Source organism: Geotalea uraniireducens Rf4, from assembly GCF_000016745.1.
Taxonomy (GTDB): domain Bacteria; phylum Desulfobacterota; class Desulfuromonadia; order Geobacterales; family Geobacteraceae; genus Geotalea; species Geotalea uraniireducens.
In genome coordinates this window covers 1,844,549-1,867,813 of the sequence record NC_009483.1, presented here as the reverse complement: position 1 = coordinate 1,867,813, position 23,265 = coordinate 1,844,549, and the positions used below count along the sequence as shown (strand labels likewise).

Here is a 23,265-nt window from a genome sequence, read left to right as displayed (position 1 = left end):
CTCGGGCAAAACATCAAGGTTTTGAACCTTGTCAAGTTATCAGCATCGGAACGTTGAGGCAAGCTTTGTATAGATTATTTTTTATTATTCGGCAATCGACTATTTTGTGAAATTCGTAGGCGCAACAGCAGGGTTTGGGCGCCTTGGCGCCTACAGTGACAGGAATGGAGTGAGATAATACCCCTTACAGTCAGTGGAATGTGGTACTGTAGGTTTATATTTCAACCCAGAGGAAAGACAACGTAAATGACAATACAATGGTATCCCGGGCACATGGGCAAGGCCCACGAACAGATTTCCGAGTTAATCCGAAAGATCGACGTAATCATCGAGGTCCTTGACTGCCGACTGCCCGCCTCCAGCGCCAATCACCTGCTGGCAAAGTTGCGCGGGGACAAGCCCTGCATCAAGGTGCTGAACAAGAACGATCTTGCCGACCCCGCAATTACCAAGGCCTGGGTCCGCACATTCGAAAGAGAGACCGGGGTACGCGCCCTCCCCCTGTCGGCAAAGCAGCATCGCGAGGTGAACCAATTGATCAAGCTCTGCCGGCGCCTGGTGCCGAACCGCGGCAAGCCGGAATGGCCGGTGCGTGCCATGGTCGTCGGCATTCCCAACGTCGGCAAGTCGACCCTGATCAACACCCTGGCAGGTAAGTGCATGGCCAAGGTCGGAGACAAGCCCGCCATCACCACCTCCGCCCAGAAGATCGACCTGCACAACGGCATTACGCTCTGCGATACGCCGGGGCTGCTCTGGCCTGACATGAGCGACCAGGTCGCGTCCTATCGGCTGGCAACCAGCGGCGCCATCGGAGCCAGCGCCATCGAGTACATAAACGTTGGGCTCTTCGCGGCCGAGTTCATGATGCAGCGTTACCGAGAACTGCTCAGTACCCGTTACAAACTCACTGACGTGCCTGATAGCGCCGCCGATGTTCTCGAACAGATTGGTCGTCGCCTGGGTTGCCTGGCCGCCGGCGGAGGGGTTGATCTGCAACGGGCCGCCGAGGCTTTTCTGCGAGAGCTTCGGGCAGGGAAGCTCGGTCGGGTCAGTTTCGAAGAGCCGGGGGAGAGTTGAAAGTTCTCAAACAAAAGCTTCACCCCGTAGGGCGCAGCCCCTCCGCCACCACCTCGGCAATATCCCTGACTTTCGTCTGGCCCGCCTGCAGGTCCTTCAGGCCATCTTCGAGCATGGTCATACAGTACGGGCAGCTGACGCAGATGGTATCCGACTTTGTCCCGAGCGCCTCTTCCACCCTGTTCAGGTTGATACGGCCGCCCAAGTGCTCCTCCATCCACATCCTGCCGCCCCCTGCGCCGCAGCAAAATGAATCGGCACGGTTCCGGGCAAGCTCCAGAGGGTAATTACCCGTGGCGGCCGCTATGACAGTGCGCGGCGGCTCATAGACATCGTTGTGCCGCCCCAGATAGCAGGAATCGTGAAAAACTATCGAGCCGAGCTTGAGAAGCTGGTTGTTCCAGACCTCCACAGCGGCATCCAGTGAGGACAGACGCATCGGTACGGTCGGGTAACGGGGGCGGTTCAACTCCCGCACCACGGAGAGCATGGCAGGAAACGGCGCCTCGACAATCTCGTGCCGCCCTTCCAGTTTGCGTCTGACCCTGATCTTCCTGCGGAGCAAATCAACCTGTTCGATCCGGTCGACGAGGGTAAGCTGGGTATATCCGAGCCTGGTTGCTATACCGGGTCCGACCTGGGCGGTATCGCCGTCAATGGTCTGCTTGCCGCACAGGACAATCCCCACATCTTCTTTCTTGCTGAGCCTCCGGATTGCTGCCGCCAGCACGTTGCTGGTCGCCAGGGTGTCGGCACCTCCGAAAACCCGGTCGGAAAGGAGGATTGCCTCATCAACACCGAGCGCCATGGCCTTTTTAAGGGTGGCCTCTGCGTTGGGCGGCCCCATGGAAATGGCTGCGACCCGAAAACCGAACCGGTCCTTGAGTCGCAACCCCTCTTCAAGGGCATGGGTATCATACGGGTTGGCGATGAACGGAATACCCTCACGGACGAGGGTATTGGTTAGCGGGTCGATCTGAACCTGGGTGGTATCGGGTACCTGCTTGATGCAGACGACTACCAACATAGATAAATACCTCACTGACATAGCTTTATTTAAAGTCCTCATTGCCTCTCGCCGGAAAAAACCGGGGCAGGCATGGCCCTGCCCCTTGAATCACAGCAATGAAAGGAGTACTGCCCGGATCGGATAGATGACCCTGCTTCTCTGTTATTCCAATTCCAAATCAAGGCGCTATCTTCGTTGGCTCGTCTTCGGCTCCTCAACGTACTATCTGTACGCCTTCGTCGCCTCAATCCTCGCCGCCTTGATTTCATCCTTGATTTGAAATTGGAGAAATTGGAATTACTTCTATTTCTGCAGTTTTGCCGTAAGCGCCGGCACGAACTGCATGACATCGGCGACGATCAGCACGTCTGCCACATCGCCGATCGGAGCATCCTTGTCCTTGTTGATTGCCACCACGAAGTCCGACTTCTTCATTCCCGCCAGGTGCTGAATGGCGCCGCTGATACCGCACGCCACGTAGAGCTTGGGCGACACCGTCTGGCCGGTGGTGCCGACCTGGTGGCTGTGCTCGACCCAGCCGGCATCAACCACCGGCCGGCTCGCGCCCAGTTCGCCCCCCAAGGCTTTGGCCAGGGCGGCAATGACCGGCACGTTGTCTTTCTTGCCCACCCCTCGGCCGGCACTGACGATCACCTCGGCCTTGCCCAGGTCGATACCCTTTGCCTCGGCGGGCTCATAGCCGACGAATTCCACGCTCCCCGTCCCGGCAATCTCCAGTTTTTCCACGTTGGGAGTCCCCTGAGGCTCGCCCTGGACACTGAAGGCCCCTGCCTGGACGGTCAGAACGGCTTTCGCGCCGGCGGGCTTGACAGTGCGCCGCATCTTGGCATTGCAGCAGCCGACCTCAAAGCCATCGTCGTTAATGCCGATGACTTCGGATATCTGGGCGACCTTCAGCTTCGCCGCCACACGCGGCGCAAGGTCCCAGCCGTAAGAGGAATGCTGGAAGACGATGTAGTCGGGGTTTTCCTGTGCAACGGCAGCCAGGACAAGCTGTTTGTGCAGGTCGGGGTTGTATTCCCCGTAGCCGGCCGCATCAGCCAGGTAGACCGTCCCGCCGTACCGGGGGACATTCACCGCATCACCGATCAGGACCATGGCGCTGTCAGCCCCCAGTTTCCCGGCAAAGGCGAGCAGTTCGTAGCTGGAGTCGAGGAGTTTTCCTTCTCTATATTCGCAGATGAGTAACGCTTTCATGGCTCTCTCCTATCGCAGTACCGCGGTTTTATCTTTCAGTATCCCAACCAGCCTGTCGGCCATGTCGGCTACGTCCCCTTCCAGGACGATGCCGCCCCCCTTTTTGGCCGGGGGGTAGAATCCGGTAGTGGCGGCCAACGGCTCTTCCTTGAGCAGATCTGCCACCGGAACGGTGACAATCTCTTTCTTCTTGGCCTTCATGATATTGGGCAGGGTCGGATAACGGGGGACGTTGAGCCCCAGCTGGCAGGTGAGCAGGGCCGGGGTTTTCATACGCACAACCCCTTTGACGCCGCCTTCCAGTTCCCGTCTGGCAGTGATGGCCCCGTCGGCATAGCTAAAGCCGACCAGCGTCGTGACGCAGGCATAACCCAACTGCTCTGCGACGGTAACGCCGACTTGTGCGGAGCCCCGATCCTGGGACTGCATCCCGGTAAAGATGAGGTCGAACCCTTTGTCGCGGGCGTAGCCGGAAATGATGGAAGCTATCTGCCACGGGTCTTTGAGGTGAACGGCCGGGTCCCGGACATGGAGCGCACGGTCGCAACCCATGGCCAGCGCCTTTTTTATCGCCTCCACGACCCGATCGGGGCCGATGGAGAGGACGGTGACCTCGGGGGCGTCGCCCAGCTGTTCTTTCAGCTTCACCGCCTGCTCGACGGCATATTCGTCGTACTCGTTCATCCGGAAGGCAAGGTCCGTTTCTTCATACCAGACCCCCTCGCCGTTGGCCTTGAACCTCGATTCCATGTCGGGAACCTGTTTTATGCAGACTAGTATGTTCATATAAACCTCCGATTTGTAGGGGCGGGGAGACCCCGCCCCTACAGTATGATTCTTTCAGCCACGATCTCCGCCAGGTCCCGCACCTTAAGCGACTCCTCGCACCCTCCGGTCTTGATCCCGTCCTCGAACATGGTAAGACAGAAGGGGCAGTTGGAGACCACGATCGGCGCCCCGGTAGCCTCGGCCATCTTTACCCGCTCCACGCTGATCCTCCGCCCCAGCTTCTCCTCGGCCAGGATCCTGCCGCCGCCGGCACCGCAGCAGAAACTCTCGTAGCCGGACTTCGCCATCTCCGTCAATCGGCCGCCGGCTACCTGCAACACCGCCCGCGGCTCGGCGACGATGTCCATGTAGCGGCCGAGGTAACAGGAGTCGTGATAGGTAAACTCGAACGGCTCGGGCTTTAGCGTCAGGCGCTGTTCCGCCATGAGTTTGCTGATAAAGGTGGTGTAATGCTCCACCGGGATTTCGAGCCCCAGGTCGCGGTAATCCCGCCCCAGGGTATTGAAGCAGTGGGGACAGGTGGTGACGATCTTCTTCACATCGTAACCCTTGAGCAGCTCGATGTTTTCCGCAGCAGACATCTGGTAGAGGTATTCGTTGCCCAGTTTTCTGGCCGGCTCGCCGCAGCACTTCTCCTCCTTGCCGAGGATGCCGACCCTGACCCCGGCGGCGGTGCAGATCTTGATAAAGTTCCGGGCGATTTCCCGGTTCCGCTTGTCGAAGGAAGCATAGCAACCGACGAAGTAGAGAATGTCCACATCGCAGTCCCGCTCCATCACCTTGACGTCGAGCCCGTCGGCCCACTCGCCTCGACCGGCGTAGGCCAGGCCGAAAGGGTTGCCGTTCACTTCGATATTGCCGATGGCGGTCCGCACCTCGTCGCCGGGAAAAGAACCTTCCATGAGAGTGAGATTGCGGCGCATTTCGAGGATCTTGTTGACATGCTCGATGCCGGCGGGGCAGATCTCCTGGCAGGCGCGGCAGGTGGTGCAGGACCAGATGGCATCCTCGGTGATGGTCTCGATCAGGCTTCCCTGCGGATTGGTAAAGGCGATTTCCCCCACCTGCCTGACGAGTTTCATGGGAGAGAGTGGTTTGTCGGTGCCATGGGCCGGGCAGCGATCCTGGCAGCGCTTGCACGAGGTGCAGGCATCGGCATCGAAGATATCCTTCCAGGTGAGGTCGCTGACCTTGGCGGCGCCGAACTGCTCGATGCTCTCATCTTCCATGTTGATGGTGCAGATGGTCCCCTTGGGTGAAAGGTCGCTGAACAGGTAGTTGGCGCTGGTGGTAAAGATATGCCTCAGTTTGGTAAAGGGAATGATAGCGATAAACCCCATAGCGAGGAAGAAGTGGACCCACCAGAGGATTTTATGCCCCAGGGCAAGGTCGGCCGGGGCCATCCCGAGAAAGATTTTTCCGAACAGCATGCCGACAGGTGAGAAGCGGGCCAGGCCGGGATTGGCCATCAGTTCCGTGGCGGCCATCCTGACCCCTTCCGTAACGAAGCCGGTAACGAGAATGGCAAACAGGAGCGAGTGAACAACGTAGTCATCCCGTATGATTTCGAGTCCAGACGGCTTGACGAAGAAGCGTCGGACGAGAAGCCCCGCCAGCATAAGGAGAGCGGCAGCCCCGGCAATATCCAGTGCGAGCGAGAATATCTTGTAGAAAGTACCTTTCAGAATGACCATCCCGAACAGCGGCTGGCTGAGGTCAGCCTGGACCATGACGAGCAGGGTGCCGATGAACAGGATACCGAACCCCCAGAAAAAGAGGGTATGCAAAATCCCGGGGTTGACGACCCGCAGAACCCGAGTCTGGGCCAGTACGCTCTTTGCCATAAAGGCAATCTTCTCCGGCAGCCGGTCCAGGCGGTCTAGCGGCTTCCCCTGGCGGTAAATCGGTGTCCTTTTGTAAAAACCCCATCCACAGAGGGCGATGGCGATCAAAGAAAAGAGGTACATCGGCCCTATCACCCCGTGCCCTACGTTCCAGTATATTTCTCTCGCTGCGTCCATTGGCCACCCCTGAAGATTAGTTACATAATTGTGTTATACTTTATCTTAACGTTCATGTCAAGTACAAGTATTTGTAAAATAGTCGCATGCAATAAAATATTTTTTAATTTCTTGACAAGCTTTCGGAATTTGTGTTGTATAAAAGCCTAATTTAACATAGAGGTGAAGTATGAGACTCAGCTCAGATGAATACATGCAGATCAGCGATCTTGCCAAGGCATTGCACATAACAACCAGAACCATAAGGCTTTACGAGCAGATGGGATTGGTGGAGCCCCCGAAAAGGACCGAAGGAGGCATCAGGGTTTATGAAAATTCAGATATCAAGCGTTTCAAGTTCGTCCTCAAGCTGAAGGCCCTGGGACTCTCGTTGCAGGAAATGAAGGAACTGGCCGAACTCTATACCAGAGAACAGCTGCCTGAGAAAATAATGCCGCGCCTGATCGAACTCCTCGATTCTCACCTGAACAACATAAGAAAGAGAACCGCCCAATTACAATCGCTGGAAAAAGACATCGCAGAATATAAGCAGAAGATCCTCGACTATTATAACCTTTCGAGCTAGCTCATCGCCGGCGCCCCGAGACAACAAACAATCGCCCGCTCAGTGCTGGCGCCCCGCCCGCCTTACTATTCCCTTAGGGACATAGAATTTCATGATATACCGTTTTTGATTGTAGGGGCGAAGCAAACGCCTTATCTGCTTCGCCCGCCTTTGGTGACGTTGCGAACAAGGGCGAAGCACGATGAAGCCGTGCTGGCGCCCCTACGGGGTATATTGATAATTACCAAGTCCATTATTACTTGAATCGCGAGAAATCGGGCTGACGCCGCTCCATGAAGGCCCGGAGCGCTTCACCCGCCTCCGGTGACATCAACCGCTTGACAAAGTGAGCCCCTTCGTCGGCAATGGTTTCTTCCAAGGATGCCGCATACTCCTTTTTCAGCAACGCTTTGGCCAGGCGCACTGCTGCGGCCGGTCGGGCCGCCAGCTGTAAGGCCTTGGTCCGGGCGGCAGCCAGGACCTCCACATCCGGGAAAACCCCGTTGACGATGCCGACTGAACAGGCTTTCTCGGCTGAAAAGGGTTCTCCGAGCAGGAGCAGTTCCGCTGCCCGCTGGTGCCCCATGAGCCGGGGAAAGAGCAGGGTCGAACCGGCTTCCGGGCAGAGCCCGAGGTTAACGAATGGCAGCTGCAGGACAGCGCCTGTTCCGGCGTAAACAAGGTCACAATGGAGAAGCATCGTCACCCCGACACCGACCGCCGAGCCGATGACCGCCGCAACGAGCGGTTTGCGGAACCGGCTTATGGCAGCAAGAAACTGCATGACCGGACTCTCCGCGCTGATGGGCGGTGCGGTCATGAAATCCGCCAGGTCGTTGCCGCTGGTGAAGCATTCCCCATTTCCGGTCAGGAGAACCACCCGTACCGCATCATCCCGGTCCGCTTCTCCCAGCGAATCAACCAACGCCGCATACATGGCCAGGTTCAGGGCGTTCTTCTTCTCCGGTCGGTTAAAGCAAATGGTAAAAATACCGTCCCGCAGGTCGGTTTGAATCTGTTCATTTGTGCTGGCAGCGCTCATGGCGTTTTTCTCCTTGTTTCCTGATTAAAGCCGGCTAGTTCCTTGCCGCACCGGCAGCTGTTTCATGCTCTTTCAGCCAGTGGACGATTAACGGGAAATGGTCTGCCGGTGCATCCGGGTGGGTCAGCATGTTTATGTGATCATAGTCGTGAAGGTTGCCGTTCCTGCGGCTGAGTACAGTATAGCTGCTTTCCTGCACTCCTGCCGACCGCCGGAAATCCGCCACATCGCGCGGATGTCCCAGGGCGTGGTCCCTCTCCGCGGCCAGGTACCAGATCGGCGGCAGCTGCACCTGCCCGATAGCGGCGCCGTAATCGAAGCCGTCGTCGGAATCCACCCAGGCATCCTTCTTTACCCACTCGCTGCTCTGGCAATGGGACTTGAGCGTCTCGCTGTCCGAGCCGATACCCAACCTGCGGGCAGGGAGATAGCCGGCCAGGTCGGAAATCAGATGGCACAACCCGTTCCATACCAGGTCTACCTTCAAAAGACGGTGGAAGTTCCATACCCTCACCATCCGTTTGCTGCCGAAATAGACGGCTGACCGGACCAGGTCGCGATGGTCGGCAAATCGCGCCAGATAGGAGGAAAGGAGCACCCCACCCCATGAATGAGCTATCCAGTGCTGGGGAATCAGACCGCGGCGCTCGATGATATGGTTGACGAATGCCGGAATGTCCTCGGTAATGGCCTCTGTCTGGCCGAAGCGCGACATGCGGCTGATCGCCGGGGTGCTTCCGCCGCGGCCCCGCAGATCGGCAACATAGACATCGTAACCTTGCCCGGCCAGATAGGGAGCCAGTCCACGGCCCGAGTCCGAGTAGAAGATCCGGCCGTTTTCGATGGCGCCATGCAGCATGAAGACGGGCGGCCCCTGCGGATCTTCATAGAGGCGCCGGAGATGCAGGGTATCAACGCCATTGACCCGGATGTAGCAGGATTCCGCTCTCAGGACTCCCTCCCGAGCATCCCCTTTTTCAGGGCTTCATCAGCCGGCTTCTCACCCAGATAAATGGCGAGAATCCCCTTTGCCAGCCTTTTTGAGGTGATCGTTCCCAGCACCTTGCCGTTATGGACGGCAACCACCCTCCCATCGCTCCCCAGGGAGAGGTCAACCGTATCGCCCTTGCTGAAATCCGAGGTGAAAAAGGCGAGGAACTTCTTCACCTCGGCGGAACCGGCCAGTTGAGGAGAATTAGCGGCAAACCCCTCGCTGAAGGCTTCGGTGATTTTCCCCTTGTCCACCTTGCTATGGAGGAAGTTCATCCTGATGAGCTTGTCCCCCGGTTCGCTCAGCGCCTCGTCGGCCTTGGCCACCGCTTTGGCGGTGTAGAGGGAGCCGATATAGACCTTGACAAAAAACTTTTTGCGGATGCCGTAGCCGTTCAGCTTCAGGGGGTGATTGTTGACAATAACCGCCGTTTCCAGGTGGACTCCGGCCACTTCGAGGGCATGGGCATTGACTGCTGCCAGCATGAGCAGGAGCACAACAACTAGTTTTCGCATAGCATCAGACCTCTTTTCTTTAAGTGTGCAAATATCAGCTCTTGATTAAACAATCTCCCGCCCCGCCGCGAATCCCTGATGCACCGCATCGAACACCATGGCTGCTTGCAGCGCATCGCCGGCCGTCTTGTGGGGGATGCCCCTTTTCGCCAGGATTTCCTGCAACGGGTTGTACGGCCGGGTGCCGACCGCCAGGACAACCGTGTCGGCGGCGATGTCTTCCACGTTACCATCCCGCTCCACCCTGAGCCCGGCGGCGGTAATTTCCAGTACCTTAACGGCTGTCCCGGCAATTACCCCGTAACGCTCCACGTCCATCAGCATCCCCCACCGGGTGGATTTGCCAAAGTTGTTGCCCAGTCCATCAAGCATCTCCACGAGGATCACTTCCTTTGTCCCCCGGACAGCCAGCCGGCCAAGATCCTCGACAGCTTCCGCTCCATGGACGAGGAGAAACTTCAGCTCTTCGCCGGAAAGGGTCCCCTTTTCCGCCAGGAGGAGCGCTGTCTCGACCCCCACTGCCCCGCCACCGACAATGGCCACCCTTTTGCCGGTACGTACCTTGCCGGCCAGGATATCCCAGGCCTGCACCACGTTGGGGAGGTTTGCGCCGGGAATCGGCGGAGTAACCGGCATCCCGCCGGTGGCCAGGATTACCGCGTCAGGCTGTTCCCGCTCGATCACTGCTTCGTCGACCTCCTGGTTGAGCACCACCCGGACCTTTCTCAGGTCCAGCTGGCAGGCCAGATCCCGCGCCAGTTCCAAAAACTCCTCCCGCCCCGGCGGAGCTCCTGCAAGATGCAGCTGCCCGCCGAGCCGCCCGCTCCGCTCGAAGAGCGTCACCTGGTGGCCTGCATCGGCAGCGGCCGCCGCTGCGGTCATACCCGCGGCCCCACCTCCCACAACCATCACCTTCAGGCTCTTCGCTGCCCTCTCGATCACGGTCTCCCGCTCATGGCCCGCCCGCGGGTTGCAGAGGCACTCCACCGGTTTCATCTTGAAAAGGTTGTCAAAGCACCCCTGGCCGCAGGCCACGCAGTGGACGATTTCCCGTTCCTTCCCCCGCATGGTCTTCTCCGGAAGAGCGGGGTCAGCTATGAGAGCACGCCCCATGGCCACCATGTCGCACATGCCATCCGCGATCAAGTCGCGGGCCACCGCCGGGTCATTGATCCGGTGGCTGGCAATGACCGGCACATGTACCGCCTCCTTGACACCCCGGGCCAGGTAGGCAAAGACACCGCGGGGGACCTTGGTGACTATCTGCGGCACCAGCGCCTCGTGCCACCCCACATTGACGCAGATGGCATCGGTCCCCGCCGCAACGAGACAGCGGGCGAACTCCTGCAGCTCCCGCCGGCCGGTCCCCCCCTTCATGAAATCGTTGCCGTTCATGCGCACGACAAGGGGGAACGCCGGTCCGACCGATTCCCGGACCGCACGCAGGACTTCGAGCCCGAAGCGCATCCGGTTCTCCAGGGAGCCGCCATAATCGTCAATCCGCTTATTCGTCACCTCGGAGAGAAATTCGCTGATCAGATAGCCGGTCCCCGCCAGGATTTCCACGGCGTCGAAGCCTGCGGTCTTCACCCTGAGGGCAGCCTGGGCAAACCCGGCGATTATCCTCGCAATCCCCGCTGCATCGAGAGCATGGGGAGTCTCTCTGGTCAACCGGGACGGGATAGCCGAAGGAGCCACCGGCTGTTTCCCACCAAGAAAAAGGGAATGATTGTAGCGACCCGCATGGTTCAACTGCACTGAGGCAGCAGCGCCGTTTTCCCTGATGGCCCTGGCGAGCCGCGCCAGACCGGGAATGTACTCGTCACGGTGGGCGCCGATGTTGGTAGGGTTGCCTGACAGCTCATCGACGGTCGCATAACCGACCGTGATAATCCCGGCCCCCCCGCAGGCCCTTGCCGTGTAGAATTCCACCAATTGGTCTGTTACCTCGAAGTTTCTGCACATCTGCAGATGCATGGCCGGCATGTATATCCGGTTTTTTACGTTGAGCCCGTTAATGACGAGTGGTTCAAAGAGTTGATCGATCATTGTTTTTCTCCAGATTTCCAGATTGGCATCATCGGGGCCGACCCGCATGCCCGCTATCCGACTGCTGCAGCGTAGACGTCGCATACCAGATCAAACAGGCCGATCTGCTCCAGGGAATTTTTCAACTTCTCCGGCTCTGCGAGAAAGTCTCGCATGAATACGATTTCCGACACTTTGAGGTAAGTGATGAACGGGTCGTCGAGTGCCCCGCCAAAGAGCTTCGCGATCACATCGCTTACCAAGGCAACCCCCTCCAGCCTCTTCACCTGCGCCGCCCGCTCCATCAGTTTCCCGGCGTAAAAAAGGATGGTTTCGTCCAGGCTCTCCACATACTGCCGATGGCCGGGAAGTATCTCGCAGCCGCGCACTGACTGCAATTCAAGGAGTGACGCGCAGTATGCGTCGTAGTTGCGGAACCGCCCGTCGAATGTCTCCAGGTCGACATCGAGAAGCGGCGCCTGAAAGATGTTGCGCAGCAAGACATCGCCGGTAACGGCGTATTTGCCGCACAAATAGACCAGATCGCTCTGGGAATGGCCGGGACAGCCGATATGGTCGATCCCCAGCTTGCGGGGAACGTCCGACTCCTCGACGAGAGTGTATTTCTCGGGAAAAGCGGGAAATATTTTCTTGTCGGTATAGACAGCCTGCAAGCGGTCGACAAAACCATGATCATAGCCATATGAGCGGAGAAGCTCCCTGATATGCTCCAGGCGCTCATGGTGACGCCGGAATTTGATGGCATCCTTGCGGGAGAGGAAAACTTCGGCGCTGCTGTTTTTGGCGATAAAATCGGCCAGTCCGTAATGGTCCACATGGCAGTGGGTGATAAAGAGGTATTTCAGACGCCTGAGATCAACGACCGTTTGCAGGTAGGCAAGGGCCTCCGGAGTGGAGGGACCGGTGTCGAAAAGAACCAGGTCCCCATTCAGTTCCGTGGAGTAGAAATGGGCTTCACCTACCATGTAAGGGGTGTTGATCGTGTGTTGTCGCATCTGTCGTCTCTCACTTGGCAGGCAATATCTTGCGAGCCGGCAATCGGTTTGCAACGGGTTTCATCTTCGAATTGATTAAAATATATATTTTTCCGCTTCAAGAGCAACATCAGCCAAGTGCCGTTTGGCCTGGAGAAGCCCTGATGCATCGTACTTGGTGAACCTTCTGATCCCGCCGAGCACCATGGTAAGATTGTCCCCTTCTTCAATGTAGTAGGCAGCCCGTTTCGCCGCCGTGGAAATCTTCTCGACGGCATCAAAGGCCAACACCTTTACGGCTGCCGTGACAGAAGTTTTTTTGCCGTCGCTCAGCGTTCCGAGGATCTTCTCGGCACGGAGAACGGCGCTTTCCAGGGCGAAGATATTGATGGCCACATCTGCCACAGCCATGAGGATCTCCTGCTCATCCTTGATTTTATCCATATACTTCTGCACGGCCGAACCGGCAAGGACGAGGAAGGCCTTTTTCAGGTTCTGGAGCAGGACCTTTTCCGCAGCAAAGGGCACGGAGTCATCGATTTCATCGAAGGAAGGGGTCATCAGCGCCTCAAGGGCCTTCATCACTTCACGCTGCAGCGGGATCTCCCCCTTCATTGCCCTGCCGAGCAGTATTCCCGGTATGAGGAGGCGGTTGATCTCGTTGGTCCCCTCGAAGATCCGGTTGATCCTCTCATCACGGTAAAAACCCTCCGCCGGATACTCCTGGATGAAACCGTAGCCGCCATGGATCTGGACGACCTCGTCCACCACGTCGGACAGCACCTCGCTACAAAAGACCTTGGCAATGGCACACTCGATGGCGTACTCCTCTATACCTTTCTGGTACACATCGTAGTAATTGGAGGTATCCTTGGGAATGGTTGCCAGCTTATGGTCAATCAGCCCGGCCAGGCGGTAGACGAGGGATTCCGCGGCAAAAACGGCAGCGGACAGATTGGCGATCTTTTCCTTGATGGCGCCGAACGTACCGATCGGTACTCCGAACTGCTTGCGCATATTGGCGTACCTGATCCCCTCGGCCAGTGCGTACTTGGCTGCGCCGGTCACCCCGGCGCCCAGCTTGAAGCGCCCCACGTTGAGTACGTTGAAGGCGATCTTATGCCCCTTGCCGATTTCTCCCAGCACATTTTCCACCGGCACCTTGGCATTTTCCAGGATGATCTGGGTGGTCGAAGAGCCTTTGATCCCGAGCTTCTGCTCCTCGGCTCCGACGGACAGACCTTCGGTGGTCCGCTCGACGAGAAAGGCGGTGAAATGCTCCTTGTCGATCTTGGCGAAAATGGTGTAGAGGTTGGCGAAGCTGCCATTGGTGATGAACTGCTTGGTGCCGTTCAGGAGGTAATATTTTCCGTCCGCAGAGAGGGTGGCGGTGGTCTTGGCCCCCAGGGCGTCACTCCCCGAATCGGGCTCCGTCAGGCAGTAGGCGGCAACCCACTCGCCGCTGATTATCTTGCCGAGATATTTCTCCTTCTGTTCCGTTGTCCCGTAATAGACAAGCGGCAGCGTGCCGATACCGGTATGGGCCGAATAGGCAACGGAAAAGGAGCCGGCTGAGGAGATTTTTTCGGCCGCCAGCATGCTGGTTGCTTTGTCCAATTCGAGTCCGCCGTACTCTTCCGGCGCGTCGATCATCAGTAGACCCAGCTCGCCGCACTTTTGCATGAGCTCAACCACCAGGTCGAAGTTTTGGTGCTCGATCTCTTCCCGGTGGGGCGCAACTTCCTTGACGACAAACTGCTCGGTTGTTTCTGCTATCTGCTTCTGTTCGTCGGTAAAATCCTCCGGTGTGAAGACTTCATCCTTCAACACTTCCGTTATCAGGTACTCGGCGCCTTTGAAAATTTTTGCTGCCATGATCTCACCTCGTAAAATAAGAGTTATATTTTTTACATCTTCTCGAAAATTCCCGCTGCGCCCATCCCGCCGCCGATGCACATGGAAACGACGCCATAGCGGGTATTGCTGCGCTGCATCTCATGAAGGAGCGACGTGGTCAGTTTTGCGCCGGTGCACCCCAAGGGGTGGCCGAGGGCTATGGCGCCGCCGTTGACGTTAACCCGGGCCGGATCGATCCCCAAGGTTTTCACGCAGGCAATGGACTGGGCGGCAAACGCTTCGTTCAGCTCGTACAGTCCGATATCCTCCAGCTTGAGCCCCGCCAGCTTGAGGGCTGCCGGGATCGCCTCGATGGGGCCGATTCCCATGATTTCCGGCGGCACACCGCGCACTGCGAACGAAACAAAGCGGCCAATGGGCACTTTACCGCATTTTTTCAGGAACTCTTCCGACACCACCAACACCGCTGCGGCGCCGTCGGTCATCTGGGATGAGTTCCCTGCCGTTACCGTCCCGGTGGCGCTGAACGCCGGCTTCAGCTTGCCGAGCCCATGCCGGGTCGTTTCACCACGCACACCGTCATCAACGGTGACCAACTCCTTACTCCGTTTCATCTTGCCGTTCACCAGAGCGCAGCTTTCCACTTCAACCGGCAGGATTTCCTCTGCGAATTTCCCCTGCGCTATGGCTGCGGCTGCCTTTCTATGGCTCTCCGCAGCAAAGAAATCCTGCTCCTCGCGGGAAACCGTGTACTGCTCGGCAACCAATTCGGCGGTGATCCCCATGGAGGCGAACGACTCCGGCCAGGACGCTACCAGCCCAGGGTTGGCACTGTATTTATTGCCCCCCATGGGAACCATGCTCATGCTTTCCGAGCCGCCGGCAATGATGCAGTCACTGAAACCGGCCATGATTCGCTCAGCAGCAGAAGCAATGCTCTGCAATCCGGAAGAGCAGAACCGGTTGACGGTCTGGGCCGGCACCTGGTAAGGGACGCCGGCCTTCATGGCCGCCACCCTTGCCATGTTCATCCCCTGCTCCCCTTCCGGAAATGCACACCCCATGATGATGTCTTCAACAGCGAGGGGATCTATTCCTGTTTTCTCCAAAAGGCCTCTGATTGCTACCGCAGCCAGGTCGTCAGGCCGCACATCCTTGAATTTCCCCTTTTTAGCCTTACAACCGGGGGTACGAAAGGCAGCTAAAATATATGCGTTTCTCATCGATTTCCTCCAAGTCATTCATTTGTAGGGGCGCACCTATGTGTGCGCCCTGCACTTATACCTATGTGTACGCCCTTGCCGGACATTTGCACCGCAAACAGGGCAGACACGCGGGTCTGCCCCTACATGTGGCGACCCTAATTGCGCAGCGTTTTACCCTTCTTCAGCATGTTCTGAATCCTGTCGAGGGTTTTTTTCTGCCCGCAGAGCCGGACAAACGCCTCACGCTCCAACTCCAGGAGGTAGTCTTCGGTGATCAGGGTCCCGGCCGGGACATCGCCGCCGGTGATGACGTCGGCAATGGTCTTGCCCAGGAACTCATCGTACTCGGAGATGAAGCCCCCCATGCGCATGTTCCAGAGCTGGGACTTGATGCTGGCGGCAATCCCCCGACCGGGCGCCTTCAGGTCGATCAGCGGCCTGCCCGGGCGGTAGTTGGCAGCCAGGGCAATGACCTTCAGCTTGGCGTCAAAGATCCGCGTATCCATATCCATGGCAACGGCGTCGCCTTGGCGCATGAAGCCCATCTGGTTGAGTTCGGCCGCAGACATGCTTACCTTGGCCATGGCGATATTCATAAAGTTCTTGAAGATGAAAGGAGTAGGGTCCATGTCATACTCTTCGGCCAGTTTAATGGCGCGGATGGCCATCTCCTTGGTTCCCCCGCCGGCCGGCAGAAGCCCTACCCCGATCTCCACCAATCCCATGTAGGTTTCCGCATATGGATTCATCGCGTCGGCATGGAGACAGGTCTCGCATCCGCCACCCATGGTCAGGTTGTGGGGAGCCGCAACCACGGGGATCTTGGAGTATTTGATTGCCATCATCGCCTTTTGGAAGTTTTTCACCGTCATGGCGATCTCGTCATAGGCCCCTTCGGCAATCCCCATCACCAGCAGCATCAGGTTGGCGCCGGCAGAAAACAGCCCACCCTCGTTGGCGATAACGAGTCCCACCCCTTCTTCTTCCGACCGCTTGATCCCTTTGTGGACCATGGAAAGGATCTCGTTGCCGATGGCGTTCATCTTGGTATGGAATTCCAGGCAGAAGACCCCGTCCCCCAGATCCACCACGGAGGCGCCGCTATTTTTCTCCACCATCCCGCCGCTTCTCTTGAGGACAGAGAGGTTTACATGGCCGGCCTTCCGGGCTATTTCCCGATAGCTTTTGTCAGCAAGGCTGTAATAGTAGTTTTTGCCGTCGGCAAATTTATAGAACTGTTCAACCGCCTTGAGTCCGGCTGGAACCGGCGCCCCGTCCTTTTCGGCCCGCTCCACGAAATAGCCGACACCGATGGCGTCCAGCATTTCGAAGGGGCCGAGTTCCCAGTTGAACCCCCACTTCATGGCGTTGTCGATATTGACAATATCGTCGGCAATTTCCGGGATCCGGTTGAATGTGTAGATAAGGGTGTCCCGCATGTTTTTCCAGGCAAACTGGGCAGCCTTGTCCGTGCCGGTGATAACGGCCTGGAGACGCTTGGCCGGATCGTCGATGGATTTTGCCGCCTCCACGGAGGCAAATTTCGGATTTTGCGCCTCCACGTACTCACCGCTCTTGTAGTCGTAAAAGAAAATGGTCGAACACTTTTCCCCCTTGGCTTTCTTGAAGAAACCCTGCTTGCTCTTATTCCCCAGGAGCCCCTTCCCGACCATTTCCCGGATAAAATCAGGGAAACGGAAGAGCTCGCGCTCCTCGTCGTTCACCAGGAGCTCGTAGGAGTTGTTCGCCACATGCTGCAGTGTGTCGATGCCCACCAGATCCGCCGTGCGAAAAGCCGCGCTCTTTGGCCTGGCGGTTGCCGGACCGGCAATCTTGTCGACCTCCTCGACGGTCATCTCCATCGCCATCATGTTCCGCACACAGTTGCAGATGGCATACACGCCGATCCGGTTGGCGATGAAGTTGGGTGTGTCCTTGGCGTAGACAATCCCCTTTCCCAGCCGTTTGCCGATGAACGCCGCCATCTTTTCCGCAACAGCCGGATCGGTGTAGCGGCAGGAAACGATCTCCAGCAAACGCATGTAGCGGGGCGGATTGAAGAAATGGGTAACCAGGAAGTTCTTCCTGATGTTGTCCGGCAGACTTTCCGCCATCTCGTTAACGGAAAGGCCGCTGGTATTGGTGGAGAGAACAGCCCCATCTTTCATGTTGGGGGCCACCTTTTCGCTAAAGAGCTTCTTCTTGATCTCCATGTTCTCGATGACCACTTCGATGACCCAGTCGCACTCCTTGAGCCGCGCCATGTCGTCCTCGAAGTTGCCCACCTCGATGTACGATGCATAGCCGGGGATAAAGAACGGCGCCGGCTTCATCTTGAGAAGTCCGTCCAGACCGGCCTGGGCGATCCTGTTCCGGACAGCGCGGTCAGCCAGGGTAAGACCTGCCGCCGTCTCCGCATCGCTCGGCTCCCTCGGCACTATGTCAAGGAGCAGCACCTGAATTCCGGCATTGGCCAGATGGGCTGCAATGGTCGCTCCCATAACACCTGACCCCAGCACGGCCGCCTTATTGATCTGTTTCATAGTTTTCCTCCGTTTTTTTATTGCCGGCAACGGGATCAATTCCCGTTCTCGACATACATTCCTTCGATCTTATCCTTGTATTTCTCGTAAATAACCTTCCGCCTCAGCTTGAGGGTCGGGGTAAGCTCCCCCCCGTCAATGGAAAAGTCGCGTGGGAGCAGCACAAACTTCTTTATGCTCTCATACTGGGGCAGATGGCTGTTGATTTCGGCGAGCCTCTGCTCCATCAGCCTGGTGACCGGCTCGTGGATGACCAGGTCATCCATATCGTAATAATCGATATGCTTTTCCCTGGCAAATTCCAGCAACCGCTCCATATTTGGTACGAGCAGGGCGGTAAGGTAAGGCTTCCGGTCACCATATACAAATGCCGAGGAAATGTACTTGTCCAGCTTGAGTTCGTTCTCCAGGGGCTGGGGGGCTATATTTTTCCCCCCTGCTGTGATTATCAGCTCTTTTTTGCGGTCGGTTATATAGACAAAACCGTTCTCGATGTAGCCGATATCTCCCGTTTTGAACCAGCCATCCTGCAACGACTCACCGGTTGCCGCCGGTTCCTTGTAATAACCGGTCATGATCTGCGGCCCCCGGATCAGCAGTTCGCCATCCTCGGCCGTTTTTATTTCCGTGTGCTCAAGCGCTGTTCCCACGGAGCCGAACCGGACCTGATCAAAATTGTTAAAGCTGACCGCCGGACTGGTCTCGGTCAGACCATACCCTTCCAGGATAGGAAGGCCGATAATCCAGAAGAATTCGTTGATCGTCTTGTCAAGCGGCGCGCCACCCGAGCAGAACAGCCTCATGTTCCCGCCGAACCGCTCCCGCAATTTGCCGAAGACGAGCCTGTCTGCCACGTTGTACTTAAATGCCAGTAAGGGAGAAGTTCTCTTCTCGATATACCTTGCTTCCACATACTTCTTGCCTACCTCAATCGCCCAATGGAACAGTTTCCTTTTCACAACAGACATCTGATGCACGTTTTCGAAAATGCGCGAGTAGATCTTTTCGAAGAGCCGCGGCACGCTTACCATCACTGTTGGTTTGACTTCCATCATGTTTTCCGGGACCTTTTCAATACTGTCGGCAAAAGCCATCATCGAGCCGTTCATGATCATCATGTAATAGCCGATTGTTCTTTCAAGAACGTGGCTCAAGGGGAGGAAGCTGAGGTGAACCTCGCATTCGCGAAGCACCACTGCTTTTCTGCTGGTATAAAAGGCATCGAAGAGAATATTGCGGTGGGTAAGCGGCACCCCCTTCGGCACGCCGGTTGTGCCGGAGGTGTAAATCAGGGTAAGGAGGTCAGTGGGGCCGATGCAGTCAATACCGGCCTCAAGCTGCTTTTTTTCACTTTCGGTAACCGGGAGGTCAATTTCCGAGAGCTGATAGAAGGTGCAGACCGGCAACTCCGGCTCACCCAGAAAACGCTCGAACGAAACCACCAATTCCACTTTAGGAATTGTTTCCCGTATCCTGAGAAGCTTTGAGTACTGAAATTTGCTGGAAACAAAAACAATACGGGCTTCCGAATGATTCAGCACGTACTCGATCTGCTCGGGTGTGTTCGTCGGATAGATCGGCACGGTCACGCCGCCGACAGTGAGGATCCCCATATCGGCAATAACCCACCCGGCACGGTTCTCTGAGAGGATCGCAACCCTCTCCCCCGGTTTCACATTGCACTTCTTCAGGCCACGGGCGGCCATCAGAGCCCGTTCATAAAACTCCGCGTAACTCAGCGTGACAAACTTTCCCTGCTTGCGGTACTTCAGGGCAAGCTTCCCCTGAAACCTGGCGGCATTTTGCCTCAACATGTCGGGAACTGACAAAAAAGGGATATCCTGCATAAGCGTCATCCTCCGAAGGGATGCAAATAATTTTAAAGCAATAATATCTATCCTTGACGTTCATGTCAAGTAAAATATCTTTTCATTTTTGCGTATTTGTTTTTCGATTCTACTTCCGGTTAATCTGTGTTCCATGCGGCATGGGGAAGTTTTTTGCAGCGTTGAGCAGAAAAATATCCAGGCTATTCCCGCCCAAAATTCAAATTTTAATTTTACAATATAATCATGTTTTAACTTTTGCCACCTTCCGGACCAACCCAATCATACCATATACACCCATAACCATCCAATTTTAATAATTTTTTGCCTTACGCCACCACCGCATATAATAATCACACTAAAAACCTTCATGCGAATCGCAGTTAATTGCTTGCAATTTACTTTTTCCGAAACCATGTTATATTTTATACTTGACATCGACGTTAAGGTTATAATAGTTTATTTATAATCGTGTTTTACAAATTTATATTGGCAGATGTATCGAAGCAGTTTTAACGCAACACACAGGGAAAGGAGATTCGACATGAACAAGAAACTGACGTGTACCATCGTTGCAGGAGCCATTCTGGGAATGACGGCCCCATCATTTGGCGCAGGATTCCGGATCAGCGACCAGGGGGCCAAAAGCATGTCCATGGCCAACGCCTTCGCCGCACAGGCCGACGACCCATCTGCCTTGGCGTTCAACCCGGCAGGTATCGCATTTCTGAAGGGGAGCCAGGTCCAGGTCGGGTCAACCACCGTCCTCGTACCGCAAACCGAGTTCACCGGCACGACAAGGCTCAGCGGGAGCACGACGGTCACCGAAAAAGCCAACCGTGACATCTTCATCGCGCCCACCTTTTACGTTACTACTTCGCTGGAATCGGTCCCCCTTTCCTTCGGCCTGGGGGTCAACTCTTTCTTCCCCTTGGCCAAGCGATGGGACGCCGGTGGCAACTTTCGGGACAGTATCCAGGAAATCGAAATTAAGCCGATCAACTTCCAGCCGACCCTGGCCTACCGTTTCGACGCCCTGAAGCTGGCTCTCGCCGCGGGCCTGGACATCACCTACGCCATGGCCTCTTTGCAGAAGGTCGCCTACTCTCCATTTCCACCGCCTTCCGGGCCATATACGGCACTGGGCAACATGGGCGTTGATGCCACGGCCGTGGGGCTGGGATATAACGTTGGCGCGCAGTGGAAACCTCTCCGGCAACTCACCTTTGGCGCCGCTTACCGGAGCCAGGTCAAACTAAAGCTGGAAGGTGATGCAAACTTTGCCGCCACAACAGCAGGCGCAGCAATTACAGGCCCCGGGACGACGAGAGGTACTGCAAAACTCGATATTACCCTGCCGGACGTCCTGACGCTCGCCGTAGCCTGGAAACCGATCGAGAGTCTTACCCTGGAATTCGATGCAGAGCGGACGGGCTGGAGTTCCTACGATAAGTTTGCTCCGAGTTTTGGCGGCAAGCTTGCGCCTCTGAGCACAAGTGAAGCCAAAAATTGGGAGGACGTCTGGGCCTACCGCTTCGGGACCCAGTTTGCCGCTACCAAAAGCCTCGACCTGCGCGCAGGTTATGCCTACGACATAAGCCCCACCCCCGACGCGACCATCGGCCCCGAACTCCCCGACGCCGACCGCCATAACATCACCTTTGGCCTGGGGCTGCATAATGACTATGCTGCGTTTGACATGGGCTACATGTTCGTGCATTTCGTCGACCGCACCGTCTCCAATGCGAAACAGACCGGCGAGTACAAGAGCGATGCTCACCTGTTCGGGGTAAGCATCACCACCAAGTTTTAGTCCCTTAGAAAAATTATTTGCATGTTTTTTGCGAAGAATTTTTCGTGAAGGGACTTATCCCGTTCATCGGGGTTAGGGAATTCAGAACCGTCGCGGGCCGGCGCCAATACGCCGCAAGGCAAGGCGCCGGCCTCACTTTTCGGTCAAATCGGAAATGCAGAAATCGTTGATATTTTATGGTTTGAGGGAAACAATGGGCAGGATGCGTGAAAATCCACGATACAACGTAATCTCTATGAGAATCAGTGATCAGGAGCAGCAGTTTCTTGAAGAGGTAATGCAAAAGAGTCGGAAAAGTGCATCGGAGATCATGCGGGCAGCGCTTAAATACTTGATGCGCGAACAAACTTTGTCAAGAACGAGCAAATAACCGATTAGCGGAGAAAGACAATGATAAACGATATTTTTGCCACGCTTTCCCCTCTTTACATAAAAGGGGGATTCTCGCGTAAGACATCCTTCTATTTTTCCATAGAAGACGTCAAGAAGACCATCATCCTCGATGCGGAGACCTGCTCCGTCAGCAACGGAAAGACAGAGGAAAATGTCGACTGCGTCTGCAAGACAAGCGAACAGTTTTTCCTGAAGATCTGGAACGAGGGATATACGCCAGGCCTGCGGGATTTCATGAGCGGCACGATCAAATCAAACGCTCCCCTCCTGTTGAAGGAATTCATGAAGTCATTTGGGAAATGAGACATGCCGGGCATGCCCGATATCTGCGTCAGGGAAACGGGGAAGAACCCTTATCCGATGGGCAGGCATCGTGCTTTTCCCACCAATAAACTCGCATCGGCGGTATATTGAAGAGTTCTACCTCCATCTTCTCCTTTCCGAGAAAGGGCCGACATAGCTTGGCAACCCGATTACTCACCTGGTACGCCACGAAACGTCCCCCTGGGGCAAGCACTGTAGAGATCTCCTCAATAATTTGAGTTCCTGAGATGTTGCTCATGGTGGAAAATGGAATACCGGAAATTATTACTTCCGGGGCGCCGAGCCGATACATCGAAAGTATTTCCTTTAACCCGTGGCAGTCACCGAGATGCGCGATGAGTCGATTGTCCTCGATGCTGCATACCAAGGAATGTAAATGAGGATTGACTTCGATGCTGAGGAGCCTGGCATACGATGGTGCTGCACGCAGTATTGCCTGAGTCGTGCCCCCACTTCCGGGACCAAGCTCCACGATGGTCTTGGCCGAACAGATCCCGGCGATATCAACAATGCGGCGTTTAAGGAAGCAAGAGCTTGGTATGATCGACCCGATCTGTCGAGGGTGTTTCAGAAATTCTTTACAAAAGGTGATCCGGCCGTACAACAAGTCACCAACTGGCTTCGGGTTTGACATCTTTCAGTCTCCGACTAAATTGGTTCCCAATAAAGCGCTGTCTGATTTGTATGGCGAAACCAGGCGGCAATCAAATATTTCTCAGTTATTCAACATCGCTTCTACATGCTAACTTGGCAAGAGCGGCAGTCAGTGTTGCTTGTTGAATTGGAAATGTTCTTATCAGTATCCTGTTGAATTTAAGAGGCGGCAAAAATTTAGCTAGTGGAACAATGTTGGTTGAAGCACAACCCGGACATTGCTTGAAATCTTCGTGGAAGACTTCGTCACAGTTAAGACATAAAAAAGTTTGTTCTATTTTCATTGTCTTCCAGTCGTTTTGCGCTGGGTGCCTCGCAGCGGATCGGTTCTTCGGATGTGGCGAAGAGATCGGGAGAAACCCGCTAGAAGTCAAAAGAAACGAGAATCGGTCTATCAGTTTCATCAATCCCCCCTGAA

The 23,265-nt window shown here is 56.0% G+C and carries 18 protein-coding genes; 4 read left to right on the top strand and 14 right to left on the bottom strand.

The features are described 5' to 3' along the window. Nucleotides 1-246: 246 nt before the first annotated feature. Nucleotides 247-1,080 carry a ribosome biogenesis GTPase YlqF gene (gene ylqF / locus GURA_RS08160; RefSeq protein ID WP_011938510.1) on the top strand — a complete coding sequence of 278 codons (834 nt, stop codon included), beginning with the start codon at nucleotides 247-249 and terminating at the stop codon, nucleotides 1,078-1,080. A gap of 19 nt (nucleotides 1,081-1,099) precedes the next feature. On the opposite strand, the gene GURA_RS25505 is transcribed toward ylqF, so the two are convergent. From GURA_RS25505 to GURA_RS08140, 4 genes are all read right to left on the bottom strand, one after another. Then, on the bottom strand, nucleotides 1,100-2,107 hold the full coding sequence (locus GURA_RS25505; RefSeq protein ID WP_011938509.1) for a heterodisulfide reductase-related iron-sulfur binding cluster: 1,008 nt from the start codon (nucleotides 2,105-2,107) through the stop codon (nucleotides 1,100-1,102). Nucleotides 2,108-2,392: 285 nt separating this feature from the next. Further along, nucleotides 2,393-3,307, bottom strand: a complete 915-nt coding sequence (locus tag GURA_RS08150; RefSeq protein WP_011938508.1) for an electron transfer flavoprotein subunit alpha/FixB family protein — start codon at nucleotides 3,305-3,307, stop codon at nucleotides 2,393-2,395. Between the two features lie 9 nt (nucleotides 3,308-3,316). Next, complete coding sequence (locus tag GURA_RS08145) at nucleotides 3,317-4,093, bottom strand: electron transfer flavoprotein subunit beta/FixA family protein (RefSeq protein WP_011938507.1); 777 nt, start codon at nucleotides 4,091-4,093, stop codon at nucleotides 3,317-3,319. 38 nt (nucleotides 4,094-4,131) lie between these two features. Continuing rightward, nucleotides 4,132-6,117, bottom strand: coding sequence for a heterodisulfide reductase-related iron-sulfur binding cluster (locus GURA_RS08140; RefSeq protein WP_011938506.1), 1,986 nt, complete (start codon nucleotides 6,115-6,117; stop codon nucleotides 4,132-4,134). Nucleotides 6,118-6,286: 169 nt separating this feature from the next. On the opposite strand from GURA_RS08140, the gene GURA_RS08135 reads away from it, so the two are divergent. Further along, entirely contained in the window at nucleotides 6,287-6,682 is a 396-nt protein-coding gene (locus GURA_RS08135) for a MerR family transcriptional regulator (protein ID WP_011938505.1), read from the top strand. A gap of 235 nt (nucleotides 6,683-6,917) precedes the next feature. Here GURA_RS08135 and GURA_RS08130 read toward each other — a convergent pair whose 3' ends face one another. The 9 genes from GURA_RS08130 to GURA_RS08090 form a co-directional block, all read right to left on the bottom strand. Then, nucleotides 6,918-7,703: an enoyl-CoA hydratase gene (locus tag GURA_RS08130; protein ID WP_011938504.1), complete on the bottom strand. Its 786-nt coding sequence runs from the start codon at nucleotides 7,701-7,703 to the stop codon at nucleotides 6,918-6,920. A gap of 34 nt (nucleotides 7,704-7,737) precedes the next feature. Continuing rightward, on the bottom strand, nucleotides 7,738-8,562 hold the full coding sequence (locus GURA_RS08125) for an alpha/beta fold hydrolase (RefSeq protein ID WP_011938503.1): 825 nt from the start codon (nucleotides 8,560-8,562) through the stop codon (nucleotides 7,738-7,740). 89 nt (nucleotides 8,563-8,651) lie between these two features. Then, nucleotides 8,652-9,209: a chalcone isomerase family protein gene (locus tag GURA_RS08120; RefSeq protein ID WP_011938502.1), complete on the bottom strand. Its 558-nt coding sequence runs from the start codon at nucleotides 9,207-9,209 to the stop codon at nucleotides 8,652-8,654. 45 nt (nucleotides 9,210-9,254) lie between these two features. Then, nucleotides 9,255-11,258 (bottom strand): oxidoreductase, encoded by a 2,004-nt coding sequence (locus tag GURA_RS08115; RefSeq protein WP_011938501.1) that lies wholly within the window; start codon nucleotides 11,256-11,258, stop codon nucleotides 9,255-9,257. 53 nt (nucleotides 11,259-11,311) lie between these two features. After that, the gene (locus tag GURA_RS08110) at nucleotides 11,312-12,253 is read right to left on the bottom strand and encodes an MBL fold metallo-hydrolase (RefSeq protein ID WP_011938500.1); all 942 of its coding nucleotides are present in this window, start codon (nucleotides 12,251-12,253) and stop codon (nucleotides 11,312-11,314) included. 75 nt (nucleotides 12,254-12,328) lie between these two features. Beyond that, on the bottom strand, nucleotides 12,329-14,107 hold the full coding sequence (locus GURA_RS08105; RefSeq protein ID WP_011938499.1) for an acyl-CoA dehydrogenase family protein: 1,779 nt from the start codon (nucleotides 14,105-14,107) through the stop codon (nucleotides 12,329-12,331). Between the two features lie 32 nt (nucleotides 14,108-14,139). Continuing rightward, a complete protein-coding gene (locus tag GURA_RS08100; RefSeq protein ID WP_011938498.1) occupies nucleotides 14,140-15,312 on the bottom strand; it encodes a thiolase family protein in 1,173 nt (390 codons plus the stop codon). A gap of 137 nt (nucleotides 15,313-15,449) precedes the next feature. Further along, nucleotides 15,450-17,837 (bottom strand): 3-hydroxyacyl-CoA dehydrogenase/enoyl-CoA hydratase family protein, encoded by a 2,388-nt coding sequence (locus GURA_RS08095; RefSeq protein ID WP_011938497.1) that lies wholly within the window; start codon nucleotides 17,835-17,837, stop codon nucleotides 15,450-15,452. Nucleotides 17,838-17,872: 35 nt separating this feature from the next. Further along, nucleotides 17,873-19,684 (bottom strand): AMP-dependent synthetase/ligase, encoded by a 1,812-nt coding sequence (locus tag GURA_RS08090; protein WP_011938496.1) that lies wholly within the window; start codon nucleotides 19,682-19,684, stop codon nucleotides 17,873-17,875. A 523-nt stretch (nucleotides 19,685-20,207) separates the two neighbouring features. Between GURA_RS08090 and GURA_RS08085 the strand changes: the two genes are divergently transcribed. Together GURA_RS08085 and GURA_RS08075 are read left to right on the top strand one after the other, a co-directional pair. Continuing rightward, nucleotides 20,208-21,476 carry an OmpP1/FadL family transporter gene (locus GURA_RS08085; RefSeq protein WP_011938494.1) on the top strand — a complete coding sequence of 423 codons (1,269 nt, stop codon included), beginning with the start codon at nucleotides 20,208-20,210 and terminating at the stop codon, nucleotides 21,474-21,476. A gap of 390 nt (nucleotides 21,477-21,866) precedes the next feature. Next, nucleotides 21,867-22,172, top strand: a complete 306-nt coding sequence (locus GURA_RS08075; protein ID WP_011938492.1) for a hypothetical protein — start codon at nucleotides 21,867-21,869, stop codon at nucleotides 22,170-22,172. Nucleotides 22,173-22,200: 28 nt separating this feature from the next. Here GURA_RS08075 and GURA_RS08070 read toward each other — a convergent pair whose 3' ends face one another. Beyond that, nucleotides 22,201-22,827: a class I SAM-dependent methyltransferase gene (locus GURA_RS08070; protein ID WP_011938491.1), complete on the bottom strand. Its 627-nt coding sequence runs from the start codon at nucleotides 22,825-22,827 to the stop codon at nucleotides 22,201-22,203. Nucleotides 22,828-23,265 lie beyond the last annotated feature (438 nt).

Excerpts from the sequence above, each read along its gene's own strand:
- GURA_RS08120 (WP_011938502.1), bottom strand. The coding sequence starts at position 9,209 with ATGCGAAAACTAGTTGTTGTGCTCCTGCTCATGCTGGCAGCAGTCAAT.
- GURA_RS08105 (WP_011938499.1), bottom strand. The coding sequence starts at position 14,107 with ATGGCAGCAAAAATTTTCAAAGGCGCCGAGTACCTGATAACGGAAGTG.
- GURA_RS08085 (WP_011938494.1), top strand. The coding sequence starts at position 20,208 with ATGAACAAGAAACTGACGTGTACCATCGTTGCAGGAGCCATTCTGGGA.
- GURA_RS08135 (WP_011938505.1), top strand. The coding sequence starts at position 6,287 with ATGAGACTCAGCTCAGATGAATACATGCAGATCAGCGATCTTGCCAAG.
- GURA_RS08075 (WP_011938492.1), top strand. The coding sequence starts at position 21,867 with ATGATAAACGATATTTTTGCCACGCTTTCCCCTCTTTACATAAAAGGG.
- GURA_RS08100 (WP_011938498.1), bottom strand. The coding sequence starts at position 15,312 with ATGAGAAACGCATATATTTTAGCTGCCTTTCGTACCCCCGGTTGTAAG.
- GURA_RS08090 (WP_011938496.1), bottom strand. The coding sequence starts at position 19,684 with ATGCAGGATATCCCTTTTTTGTCAGTTCCCGACATGTTGAGGCAAAAT.
- GURA_RS08140 (WP_011938506.1), bottom strand. The coding sequence starts at position 6,117 with ATGGACGCAGCGAGAGAAATATACTGGAACGTAGGGCACGGGGTGATA.
- GURA_RS08125 (WP_011938503.1), bottom strand. The coding sequence starts at position 8,562 with ATGCTGCATGGCGCCATCGAAAACGGCCGGATCTTCTACTCGGACTCG.
- GURA_RS08115 (WP_011938501.1), bottom strand. The coding sequence starts at position 11,258 with ATGATCGATCAACTCTTTGAACCACTCGTCATTAACGGGCTCAACGTA.
- GURA_RS08110 (WP_011938500.1), bottom strand. The coding sequence starts at position 12,253 with ATGCGACAACACACGATCAACACCCCTTACATGGTAGGTGAAGCCCAT.
- GURA_RS08145 (WP_011938507.1), bottom strand. The coding sequence starts at position 4,093 with ATGAACATACTAGTCTGCATAAAACAGGTTCCCGACATGGAATCGAGG.
- ylqF (WP_011938510.1), top strand. The coding sequence starts at position 247 with ATGACAATACAATGGTATCCCGGGCACATGGGCAAGGCCCACGAACAG.
- GURA_RS08070 (WP_011938491.1), bottom strand. The coding sequence starts at position 22,827 with ATGTCAAACCCGAAGCCAGTTGGTGACTTGTTGTACGGCCGGATCACC.
- GURA_RS08130 (WP_011938504.1), bottom strand. The coding sequence starts at position 7,703 with ATGAGCGCTGCCAGCACAAATGAACAGATTCAAACCGACCTGCGGGAC.
- GURA_RS25505 (WP_011938509.1), bottom strand. The coding sequence starts at position 2,107 with ATGTTGGTAGTCGTCTGCATCAAGCAGGTACCCGATACCACCCAGGTT.
- GURA_RS08095 (WP_011938497.1), bottom strand. The coding sequence starts at position 17,837 with ATGAAACAGATCAATAAGGCGGCCGTGCTGGGGTCAGGTGTTATGGGA.
- GURA_RS08150 (WP_011938508.1), bottom strand. The coding sequence starts at position 3,307 with ATGAAAGCGTTACTCATCTGCGAATATAGAGAAGGAAAACTCCTCGAC.